8 protein-coding genes and 1 pseudogene are annotated in these 10660 nt (G+C 66.8%); 7 read left to right on the top strand and 2 right to left on the bottom strand.

Annotated elements, in window-relative coordinates; genetic code table 11:
* Positions 1-246: 246 nt before the first annotated feature.
* Positions 247-1494, top strand: a complete 1248-nt coding sequence (locus AC5P5M_RS11205; RefSeq protein WP_053518519.1) for an arsenic transporter — start codon at positions 247-249, stop codon at positions 1492-1494.
* Between the two features lie 24 nt (positions 1495-1518).
* On the opposite strand, the pseudogene AC5P5M_RS11200 reads toward AC5P5M_RS11205, so the two are convergent.
* Positions 1519-1590, bottom strand: a pseudogene (locus AC5P5M_RS11200) (CGNR zinc finger domain-containing protein); the annotation flags it as partial.
* Positions 1591-1667: 77 nt separating this feature from the next.
* On the opposite strand from AC5P5M_RS11200, the gene AC5P5M_RS11195 reads away from it, so the two are divergent.
* Together AC5P5M_RS11195 and AC5P5M_RS11190 are read left to right on the top strand one after the other, a co-directional pair.
* Positions 1668-3863 (top strand): AsmA family protein, encoded by a 2196-nt coding sequence (locus tag AC5P5M_RS11195; RefSeq protein ID WP_495205877.1) that lies wholly within the window; start codon positions 1668-1670, stop codon positions 3861-3863.
* Between the two features lie 66 nt (positions 3864-3929).
* A complete protein-coding gene (locus AC5P5M_RS11190; RefSeq protein ID WP_065182222.1) occupies positions 3930-4415 on the top strand; it encodes a TspO/MBR family protein in 486 nt (161 codons plus the stop codon).
* A gap of 13 nt (positions 4416-4428) precedes the next feature.
* On the opposite strand, the gene AC5P5M_RS11185 is transcribed toward AC5P5M_RS11190, so the two are convergent.
* The gene (locus AC5P5M_RS11185) at positions 4429-4728 is read right to left on the bottom strand and encodes a hypothetical protein (protein WP_065175681.1); all 300 of its coding nucleotides are present in this window, start codon (positions 4726-4728) and stop codon (positions 4429-4431) included.
* Between the two features lie 126 nt (positions 4729-4854).
* Here AC5P5M_RS11185 and AC5P5M_RS11180 point away from each other — a divergent pair, with 126 nt between their 5' ends.
* From AC5P5M_RS11180 to AC5P5M_RS11165, 4 genes are all read left to right on the top strand, one after another.
* Positions 4855-5466: a biliverdin-producing heme oxygenase gene (locus AC5P5M_RS11180; protein ID WP_155761037.1), complete on the top strand. Its 612-nt coding sequence runs from the start codon at positions 4855-4857 to the stop codon at positions 5464-5466.
* A 97-nt stretch (positions 5467-5563) separates the two neighbouring features.
* Positions 5564-7801, top strand: a complete 2238-nt coding sequence (locus AC5P5M_RS11175) for an ATP-binding protein (protein ID WP_495205876.1) — start codon at positions 5564-5566, stop codon at positions 7799-7801.
* Positions 7798-8265, top strand: a complete 468-nt coding sequence (locus AC5P5M_RS11170) for a response regulator (RefSeq protein ID WP_053518529.1) — start codon at positions 7798-7800, stop codon at positions 8263-8265. The genes AC5P5M_RS11175 and AC5P5M_RS11170 overlap by 4 nt, the downstream gene beginning before the upstream one ends.
* Positions 8258-10654, top strand: coding sequence for a response regulator (locus tag AC5P5M_RS11165; RefSeq protein WP_495205875.1), 2397 nt, complete (start codon positions 8258-8260; stop codon positions 10652-10654). The genes AC5P5M_RS11170 and AC5P5M_RS11165 overlap by 8 nt, the downstream gene beginning before the upstream one ends.
* The last annotated feature ends 6 nt before the right edge of the window (positions 10655-10660 follow it).

Here is a 10660-nt window from a genome sequence, read left to right as displayed (position 1 = left end):
GACTCAAACTCGCTTTCAAGCCTGCCAGGACGAACACGCGGTAAAGAAGGCAGCCCCTGGACCCAAAACCCCGAATCTATTGGTAGCGCTACCATCGCGTTGAGGCGCAGACTAATCACCCTGGTTCCCGCTTGTCACCGTGCAGCGCAGCAAATCATTCCTGCGGCAGTCCCCTTGTGCGCATCGCACACGCGGCCGCGGCGCGACCCACACGGTATGATGCCGCGTTTCCTGCTCCCCCTCCCCATGCTCGCTTCCTACTCCTCCGCCATCATCTGGTCGGCGGTGGCGCTCGCCACCGTGGGTCTGCTGTTCCGTCCTTTCCGCCTGCCCGAGTATGTCTGGGCCGTCGTGGCGGCGGCGCTGCTGCCGCTGACCGGTGTGATGCAGGTCGGCACGGTCCTGGGCGCGGTCGCCGAAGGCGGTGATGTCTATCTGTTCCTGGTTGGGATGATGGTTCTGGCAGAGCTCGCGCGGCGGGAGGGCCTGTTCGACTGGCTGGCGCTGTACGCGGTGCGGCACGCGGGGGGCTCCGGGCGGCGGCTGTTCGACCTGGTGTTCCTGGTGGGCACGCTGGTGACAGTATTCCTCTCCAACGACGCGACCGCGGTCGTGCTGACCCCTGCGGTCTATGCCGCGTGCAGGGCGGCCCGCGCCAATCCCCTGCCCTACCTGTTCGTCTGTGCGTTCATCGCCAATGCGGCAAGCTTCGTGCTGCCCATCTCCAATCCGGCCAATCTGGTGGTGTATGGCAGGCACATGCCACCGCTGCAGCAGTGGCTGGCGCAGTTCGCGTTGCCGTCGCTGGCGGCGATCGGTGCGACCTACCTGGTCCTGCGCTGGGTGCACCGCCGCGAGATCGCGCAGCCACTGGCCCCGGCGCCGGAACATCGCCCCCTGTCTGCTGGCGGTCGCCTGAGTGCTTACGGCGTGCTGTTCACCGGCTCAGCGCTGCTGGTGACGTCGGCGTTGAACGGCCCGCTGGGTCTGGTGACCTTCTGCGCAGGCAGCGCGAGCGTCGTCGCCGTCGCCCTTCGCCAGCGCCAGAGTCCGCTGCCGCTGCTGCGCAACGTGTCCTGGGGCGTGCTGCCGCTGGTGGCAGGTCTGTTCGTTCTGGTCGAAGGCGTGGCACAGACCGGCGTGATACAGATGGCGGCCAGTGCGCTGGAGTCCCTTGCCCGCACCTCACCCCACCAGGCCGGGTGGCTGGCCGGCTCGGCCGCAGCCCTGCTCAGCAATCTCGCCAACAATCTGCCGGTGGGTCTGGCCGCAGGCTCACTGGGGCAGATGGCCGACCTGCCGGCGCAGACGCGCGCGGCACTGCTGATTGGTGTGGACCTCGGCCCGAACCTGTCGGTGACCGGTTCGCTGGCGACCCTGCTGTGGTTGGTGGCCCTGCGTCGGGAAGGCGAACATGTCAGCGGGCTCGACTTCCTGCGCATCGGCGTACTGGTGATGCCGCCCGCGCTGCTCGGGGCATTGCTGCTGCTCTGAGCCATCGCTGGTCCGGCACAGGGTTCAGTGCGGCTGCCTGCGCGAGCGGAACGCCGCCACCTTCATGCGGTTTCCGCACTGGGCCATGCTGCACCAGCGCCGCCAGTCACTTCACATGGTGAACCACGGTACTCGGCCATAGTGGCCGGAGTTCGTCATCATGTTGAGCGTTCATGGCAGCAGTCCGCGCGCACCTCAAGCATTTGCCTCGCCGGTGGCGCACAGCGCTCTACATCCTGCTCGGCCTCTACGCAGCCTATCTGTTGGCGGGCAACGTCTTCCTCAACACGCCGCTGTTCGACAACGTCACCAACCGCAAGCCGCAGAAGTTCGTGATGACCACGGGCCCGGCGATCACACTGGTGCCGGGCCACGTGATCGCCTGGAACGTGCACATGCGCGGCCACGTCAACCACACGGTCTATGTGCTGCATGCGGAACGTGCCAGTGCGCGCCTTGCCCTGCTCCCCCTGTTCCGGCGCGAAGTCCGGGTGCCGCGGCTGCAGGCCACCGGCGTTTCGGCCGATGTCAGTCGCGTCGATCAGGTCGTCCCCTCGCCCCCCCGCGGCACCCGCGGGTGGACGCTGCGCTTCAACGCCATCCATAGCGACAGCATCCGCAGTGCCCGGCTGGGCAAGCTGCTGATCATCGGCAAGGGAGCCGGAACGGTCGGTTTCCTCAAGCAGCTGCGCGGCGGTCCGTCGGAACTGTTCGATTCCCAGGTCCGCTTCGATGCCGCCGACGTCAGCTATGACGGCGTCCAGCTGCTGGGGGACACAGAACTCACGTCCCGCTTCAGCTATCCCCGCCATTTCCGCGACCAGGCGCCCGGCCTGACCAAACTGGGCCTGTTGCGGGCTGCGCTCGAGGTCAACGCACGAAGCCAGGGGCTGCGCCTGGATACCGGCCTGGCGCAGCCGCGGATCGCCAGTGCCCCGGTGCCGGGGCGACTGCAGATGGACATCCGCATGGACCATGGACGCCTGCAGCCCGGCAGCCACGCGCTGTGGCACGTGCCCCTGCTGCTCGGTGACGGCGCTCCCGGCCGTGGCGTTCTGGCCCTGCAGCTCAACACCGCCGACGACATTCGGCTGCAGGCCCGGCTGCCTCCCAAGGAAGGAACGGGCGCAGCGCTGGACGCCGATCTGCGGATTGCTGGCCGTGAGATTCCTTTCCGCCAGATCGACCAGTTGATCGAACGGACCTCGGGAACGGTGCGCGGCGAGTGGACCTTCACCTCGCTCAACTGGATCCCCGCGCTGTTCGTTCGCAAACCCTGGCTGCAGCTCGATGGCGGCGGCGTCCTGCAGGCGGATCTGAAGCTCCGCAACGGTGAACTGGTGGCGGGCAGCACGGTCGACATTCCCTCCGCCAAAGCGGTTGCCGGTATTGCCGGCGTGACGATGGCGGGCACGGCCAGCGCGCATGGTGAGCTCAAGGACGGATCGCCCACCCGCGCCGAGCTGTCGGTACGCCTGCCCCGCTTCACTGCCAACCCGACGGACGCGCCGCGCACACGGCTGTTCGATGGCCGCGATCTGCAGGTGACGTTGAGTGGTGACGGGCGCATCCGCGAGCTGCGCAACGGTGTGCGCGCGCACCTGCGTTTCAGTGACGCCACCATTCCGGACCTGGCGGCCTACAACCGCTATCTGGGCACGGACCAGGTGCGGCTGCTCGGCGGCACCGGCCAGGTGAGCGGCGAGATGCGGCTGGACACCAATGGTCGCATCGGCCAGGGCAGCGCCCGCCTGCTGGGCCGGCAGGCACGTGCGCAGGTCGCCGGGCTGTCACTGGCCGGCGACGTGCAGCTGGATGCAGCCCTGCGCCGCGGCAACTTCACTGACCGCCATTTCGACGTCTCCGGCAGCACCGTCGAGCTGCGCAACATCCAGATGGCCGGTGTCGCACGCAAGACGCCGTGGCGCGGACGTATCGACATCCAGTCCGGGCGCATCGATGCACAGTCGCCGTTCCAGGTGGACGCACGTGGCGCCGTGGCGATGAGCGATGCCTCGCCCCTGCTGGCGGTGTTTGCCGAGCGCGGCGACTATCCGCGCTGGGTGCTGTCGCTGCTCGACGCTGGCCAGGTCGATGCGCAGACCGCACTGCGCTGGCGGCCGGGGCATCTCACCCTGGACGAGCTGACTGCGGAGAATGACCGGTGGTCCGTCCGCGCCCGCCTCGATCTTCCCGGTCAGCACAAGCGCGGCGATCTCTATCTGCGCTGGGGCGTGCTCGGCGCCGGCCTCGAGCTCGACGGCGATCAGCGCCGCTGGCACCTGGCAAAGGCCCGCGAGTGGTTTGATGAGCGCCCCTCCCTGCTGCCCGCCTCGGCGGCCCCTGCGCAACAAGCGCCTGGGGACTGACGGCCGGCGCTGCATCCAAACGTGCCACTCGTTCGTATTGGTTCGAGACCCACGCGAGGATGCCCGATGAAACGAACAACGCAGGCCCTTGGACTGGCCGGCTGGCTTACGCTGACCTTCGTGGCAGCGGCGCTTGGCGCACGGGCCTCGATCTCGGCATCGGATTTCTACTCCACCCTGTCGCTGCCCGCGTGGGCGCCTCCCGCCGGGCTGTTCGGACCGGTCTGGACGGTGTTGTACGCGCTGATGGCAGTGGCCGCGTGGCTGGTCTGGCGCGAGAAGGAACGGCGTCCCAACACGGTGGCATTGGTGCTCTACGTCGTGCAGCTGGCAGCCAACACCGCATGGAGCTGGCTGTTCTTTGGATGGAAACAGGGTGCGCTCGCCTTCGTGGATATCCTGGCCCTGCTGGCGCTCATCATCGCCACCGTGATTGCCTTCGCGCGCATCCGGACGCTGGCGGCGATCCTGCTACTGCCCTATCTGCTGTGGGTAGGGTTCGCCGCCGTACTCAACTACGCGGTGTGGCAGGCCAACCCCGGGGCCCTGTAAGGCGGTGCGCGCTTCAGGCGGTTGCTTCAGGCGCAGGCTGCCAGCTGCGCAGGGTCGCGCCCTTCAGCGACTGCTGCCCGCAGCCGGTCGGGCAGCGCAGCACGCGGATGGCCGACATACTGACCAGGCCCTGCCCCTCCACCGCCTTGAACACCGTCTCGCAGCGCAGGCAGCGTGCCACCATGGAATACAGGTGAACGATGCGGCGGGTGCCGGGGTCCTGCAGAAGATCCACATCCAGCAACTGGAACTGGCAGCTGTCCGGCATCGCGCGCATGGAGTGGGACGTGTTCGGGGGTGTGTGCAGGTTCACGACGGAGCGCCAGTGGAAGTGTCCTGCGTACGTTATGGAAACCGGCGTGCAGCGGGTGTGCAGTGCACATGCAGTGACCGCGAAATCTTGTGCGGGCCGCGGACCGATTCTGCTAGGGTGCCGCAGATGCACAGTCCATTGCCGTCCTCCGATCCACCCGCCCGCTGCCAGCAGTCTGCCGGTAGTCCGTTGAGCGTGTACCTGAGGGACGCCACGCGGTCGGTGCACGGCAGCCTCGATGCGTTCCTGATCGGGCAACGCCTGTTCGAATCCACATTGCGCTACGGGCGCTTTCTCCAGGTCCAATGGCATTTCCACCACGCCGCCGCGCCGCTGTACATGGACGGGCTGATGCTTCCGGCAACGGCACGACTGCAGCTGGTTGAACAGGATCTGCTGGATATGGGCGCCCCGCTGCCACGCGCGCATGCCTGGCGTCCCAGGCTGCAGCACGCATCCCGTGCGTCGGCATTGGGTTGGCTGTATACCGTCGAGGGTTCTGCCCTGGGTTCGGCTGTCCTGCTCAAGTACGCCGCCGCGCTGGGGCTGGGTGCCGGCCATGGCGCCCGTCACCTTGCACCTTCGCCTGCAGGCGTGGCCGAGCAATGGCGGATCACCCGCGCGCATCTGGATGCGGAACCCCTCACGCAGCAGCAACGCCAGCAGGCCTGCAGCGCGGCTCAACAGGCGTTTGCATTCGTGCGGCGTTGCGCAGCTGAAGTGTTCAGCAATGCGTGAACAGGCATTCACATCGACCGGACGGTATGCGCCCGCAGCATTTTCCGTCACCATTCCATTCCGCCCGGCCCGTCACGAATCATGAGTACCGCCCTTGATGCCTTCCACTGATCGCACCTGGAACGATGCACTGTCGGACTGTGCGCGGGAACCCATCCACACACCGGGCGCCATCCAGCCCTACGGCGTGCTGTTGGTGCTGGATCCGCTGACGCTGCTGGTGCGGGAATGTGCCGTTAGCCAGCCCATCGCGCTGCGCCAGTACGGTGATCCGCTGATGCAGCATGTCGAGAACGCACTGGGCGGTGTGATCGGTCCCTTCGTACATCGCCTGCGGCACATCGCACCCGGCGGCACGCTGCACCTGGGCGCGGTCCACCTGGATGGGCTGGGGCGCCACCAGTTGCTCGCGCATCGTTCAGATGACGATCTTCTGATCGAACTGGAAGCCCCCGTTGCCGGTCAACCCGCCTCGCTGGAGGAGCTGTACCCCGCGATCCGCGAACTGATGCTCGCCATCGAGGGTGCCGTGACGGTCGAGGATCTCTGCCAGCTGGCGGCTGCGCACATACGCAGGATCGCCGGATTCGACCGTACGCTCGTCTACCAGTTCGACGCCGGCTGGAATGGAACCGTCGTGGCCGAAGATGGCAACGGCATCCTGCCTTCGTATCTTGATCTGCGCTTCCCGGAATCGGATATTCCGGCGCAGGCGCGCGCCCTGTATCTGCATAACCGGGTGCGGCTGATCGCCGATTGCGATTACACGCCCGTGCCCCTGGTGCGGGCCGGGCATCATCGCCAGGCCCCGCCCACCGACCTGAGCCTTTCCACGCTCCGCAGCGTCTCGCCGGTGCACCTGCAGTACATGCGCAACATGGGCACGGCGGCATCGATGTCGGTCTCGCTGATCCACGAGGGACAGCTGTGGGGGCTGGTGTCGTGCCACAGCGCACAGCCGCGCCGGCTGCCCTATCACGTGCGCACGGCCTGCGAGTTCATGGGGCAGATCCTGTCGCTGCAGATCGCACTGAAGCAGCGCGCACGCGCCGTTGAGGAACGGGTCGGGCGCCGGTCCTTGCTGGTCAAGCTGCTGGGCCGCATGGCCGGCGACGAGGACTTCATGGCCGCGCTCCGCCGGGACCCTGACAGCCTGCTTTCACTGACCGGCGCGCAGGGCGCGGCCATCGTGCACAGGAACGACTGCGTGCGCCTGGGCCAATGCCCCGGGAATCCGGAGGTACTTGCGCTGGCACAGTGGCTCGCGACCGCGCACGTGGGCGAGGAAATGTACGTCACCGATCATCTGACCGCGGCCTGGCCGCCTGCGGAGCAGTTCAGCGATGTTGCCAGCGGCGTGATCGCCGTATCCATCTCCCAGCTGCATGACAGCTACCTGATGTGGTTCCGCCCAGAGGTGGTACGCACGGTCAGATGGGGTGGCGATCCACGCAAGAGCGCAGGCGGCAGCGACGCCCTGTCGCCACGGCATTCCTTCGAGGCATGGAAAGAGACCGTGCAGCAGCGCAGCCTGCCGTGGAACGAGGCCGACTGCGATGCGGCGCTCGAGATGCGCAACGCCATCGTCGACATCGTGCTGCGCAAGGCGGAAGAGATGGCCGAACTGAACGAGCAGCTGATGCGGAGCAACAAGGAGCTGGAGGCGTTCTCGTATTCCATCAGCCATGATCTGCGCGCCCCGTTCCGGCATATCGTGGGCTATTCCGAACTGCTGGGCAGCTCGGCAGCCGAGCGCTTGAACGAGACCGAGCGGCGTTTCCTCGACACCATCGTCGATTCGGCCAAATCGGCCGGCACGCTGGTGGATGATCTTCTGAGCTTCTCCCAGATGGGCCGCTCGACGCTGGGTCGCGCACGCATCGACATGGCAGCCATGGTGGAGGATGTGCGGAAGATGCTGGAGTTCGAATACCACGGACGCGACGTCCACTGGCAGATCGGGGACCTGCCCCAGGTTGAGGCCGACCCCACCATGATGCGCCTGGTCTGGCAGAACCTGCTGTCCAATGCAGTGAAGTTCACCCGCGAGCGCACGCACGCGGTGATCGCAGTGGCGCACGAGCGCTCGGAAAGCGAGGATGTCTTCACTGTGCGCGACAACGGCTGCGGCTTCGACATGCGCTATGTGGACAAGCTGTTCGGCGTGTTCCAGCGGCTGCACCATGTCGAGGAATTCGAAGGTACCGGCATCGGCCTGGCCAACGTGCGCCGCATCATCGGCCGCCATGGCGGCCGCACCTGGGCCGAGGGCGAGCCGGGCAAAGGCGCCACCCTCCATTTCACCCTGCCCCTGCATTCTGGAGATGTTCAATGAGGGACCTGCGGCCGATCCTGCTTGTCGAGGACAGCCCCAAGGATGCTGAGTTGACCCTGGCCGCGCTGTCGCGTTGCCAGCTGCTCAATGATGTCATCCATGTGCGTGACGGCGCCGAGGCGCTGGACTATCTGCGATGCGAGGGCGCCTTTTCCGGTGCCCGCCATGGCGGCCCCGTGGTCGTGCTGCTCGATCTCAAGCTGCCGAAGGTCAATGGACTGGAGGTGCTCGAGCAGGTTCGTGGCGATCCCGTTCTCAGCAGCACCCCGATCGTGATGCTGACCTCGTCGCGGGAGGAGCAGGATCTGATCCGCAGCTATGAACTGGGGGTCAACGCGTTCGTGGTCAAGCCCGTGGATTTCAAGGAATTCTTCGACGCGATCCAGGGTCTTGGCATGTTCTGGGGAATCACCAATCAACCACCGCCGCATCGCCCGAACGGCTCGGGACACCACCATGGGTGATATCACCGACCGCGGCGAGCGCCTGCGCATCCTCATGCTGGAGGACAGCGCACTCGATGCGGAGCTGATCTCCGCCCAGCTGCTGCGGGCCGGCCTGGATTTCGAGGCGGAGCGCGTATGGACGCGTCGGGGCTTCCTCGATGCCATCGACAGCGGCACGCATGACGTCATCCTCGCCGATCATGTATTGCCCGGCTTCGATGGCGATGCGGCCCTGGCCCTGGCGCGCGAACGCGTCCCCCATACGCCATTCATTTTTGTTTCCGGCACGCTTACCGAAGAACTGGCGGTGCAGGCCCTGACCCGTGGCGCGCGCGACTACGTGGTGAAGCAGCGGCTGCAACGACTGCCGGACGCGATACGGCGTGCACGGCAGGAGGCGCACGAGCGTGGCAAGCTGGCCCAGGCCCAGGCGGCGCTGAATGACAGCCAGGCGCAGTTGCAGCAGATCACCGACGTGGTTCCGGCGCTGATCGCGCAGTTCGATCACGAACACCGCTTCCGCTTCGCCAACCGTGCGTTTCTCGACTGGCACGGGGTAAGCCTGGCCGAACTGCAGGGACGGACTGCGCGCGAGATCAGTGGGATTTCAGCCTTCGAGGAGGCGCTGCCCAGCCTGCAGCAGGTCCTCCAGGGAGAGCGCGCCAACTTCCAGGCACGTCTTGCCCATCGCAGCGGTGAGACGCGCTTCGTACAGATGGACTGCGTACCGGAGCGCGCAGCCGATGGCCGCGTGGTCGGCTACATATGCGTGGGCAGCGACGTTTCCCAGCTCAAGCGCGCCGAACTGGCCCTGCGCGAGGACAACCAGTCGCTGGAGCGGCAGGTTCAGGCGCGCACCGCCGAGCTCCGGGCCAGCAAGCGACGTCTGCAGTCCATCTTCGAGTCCAGCTTCCAGCATCAGGTGCTGCTTGACCTGTCCGGGCGTGTCGTCGACGCCAACGTCGCCTCGCTGGCCGCGGTGCTGGCCGAGAAGGCGCAGGTTGTGGATACCCCCTACTGGCAGACGCCCTGGTTCACCACCACGCCCGGAATGAGCGAGGTGATCGACAAGGCGGTTGCCGATGCCGTAAGTGGGCGCAGCTCCCTGCACTCGCTCGAACTGGAGCTGCCCACCGGCCGGCGAAGTTTCGACGTTTCATTCCGTCCGTTGCAGGACGGCGCCGGCGAGGTCACCGCGGTGGTGTCCGAAGCCGTGGAGACCACCGCACGACTACAGGCAGAGCATGCACTCCGGCAGGCGCAGAAGATCGAGGCCGTCGGGCAGCTGACCGGCGGCATCGCCCATGACTTCAACAATATCCTGACGGTCATCTCCGGCAACGTCGAGCACGCGATGCTGTTGAGCGGCCATCCCGGAGCGTCGGCCGAGGCGACCATACGCGCACTGGACAACGCCCTGAAGGGCGTCTCGCGCGCGGCAAGCCTGACCCAGCGGCTGCTGGCCTTCGCGCGCCGCCAGCCCCTGCGCAGCCAGGCCGTCAACCTCAACGACTGCATGCTCGGAATGCAGGACATGCTGCAGCGGGCGCTGGGCGAGCTGGTGCGACTGGAGATCAGCACGGCTGCCGGCATCTGGTGCGTGGAACTGGACGTCGCGCAGCTGGAGGCATCCGTGCTCAACCTCGCGGTGAATGCACGCGATGCGATGCCCAGCGGCGGCCGGCTGAAGGTCGAGATCGACAACAGCCATCTCGACGGCGACTACGCCGCCCTGTTCCCCGATGCGGCTCCGGGCGAGTACGTAATGCTGCGTGTCCGCGACAACGGCCACGGCATGCCGGCCGATACGCTGGCGCGGGTGTTCGAGCCGTTCTTCACCACGAAACAGGTGGGGCGTGGCACGGGCCTGGGGCTCTCCATGGTGCATGGTTTCGTCAAGCAGTCCGGCGGCCACGTCCTGATCGACTCCGTGGAGGGCGGAGGAACCAGCATCACCATGATGTTCCCGCGCTCGCCGCTGCCACTGCCCTGTGAATCTCCCGCGCCGGCAGCGGGCCTGGCCGGCTATGAACAGCGCGGCGAGACCATCCTGGTCGCTGAAGACAATGACGATGTCCGCGCATACACCGTCGACGCCCTGCGCCAGCTGGGCTACCGCGTGCTGGAGGCACATGACGGGCCGTCCGCGCTGCGCCTGCTGGAACGCCCGGACGCGCGCATCGATCTGCTGTTCTCCGATATCGTGATGCCCGGCATGTCCGGCTGGGAACTGGGTCGCGAAGTCCGGGAGCGCTGGCCTGAGGTGGCGATTCTGTTCACATCCGGCTATCCGCGCGATCATGACGCCCCGGGGGGCGCGGGCCGCTCTGCGGCGCTGCTGAGCAAGCCATTCACGCGCGCCGATCTGGCCGAATCGATCCGCGGCGTGCTGGCGTCCTCCAGCTGACGGACC

The sequence above is a fragment of the Stenotrophomonas sp. YJH_SMC_106-19 genome, assembly GCF_059368375.1.
Note: the sequence above shows the minus strand (reverse complement) of the source record. Positions and strands in the feature narration are given on the sequence as shown.

Bases quoted from the DNA above. Each gene is read 5' to 3' on its own strand.
- AC5P5M_RS11180 (WP_155761037.1), top strand. From the start codon at position 4,855: ATGCACAGTCCATTGCCGTCCTCCGATCCACCCGCCCGCTGCCAGCAG.
- AC5P5M_RS11205 (WP_053518519.1), top strand. From the start codon at position 247: ATGCTCGCTTCCTACTCCTCCGCCATCATCTGGTCGGCGGTGGCGCTC.
- AC5P5M_RS11165 (WP_495205875.1), top strand. From the start codon at position 8,258: ATGGGTGATATCACCGACCGCGGCGAGCGCCTGCGCATCCTCATGCTG.
- AC5P5M_RS11195 (WP_495205877.1), top strand. From the start codon at position 1,668: ATGGCAGCAGTCCGCGCGCACCTCAAGCATTTGCCTCGCCGGTGGCGC.
- AC5P5M_RS11175 (WP_495205876.1), top strand. From the start codon at position 5,564: ATGCCTTCCACTGATCGCACCTGGAACGATGCACTGTCGGACTGTGCG.
- AC5P5M_RS11170 (WP_053518529.1), top strand. From the start codon at position 7,798: ATGAGGGACCTGCGGCCGATCCTGCTTGTCGAGGACAGCCCCAAGGAT.
- AC5P5M_RS11190 (WP_065182222.1), top strand. From the start codon at position 3,930: ATGAAACGAACAACGCAGGCCCTTGGACTGGCCGGCTGGCTTACGCTG.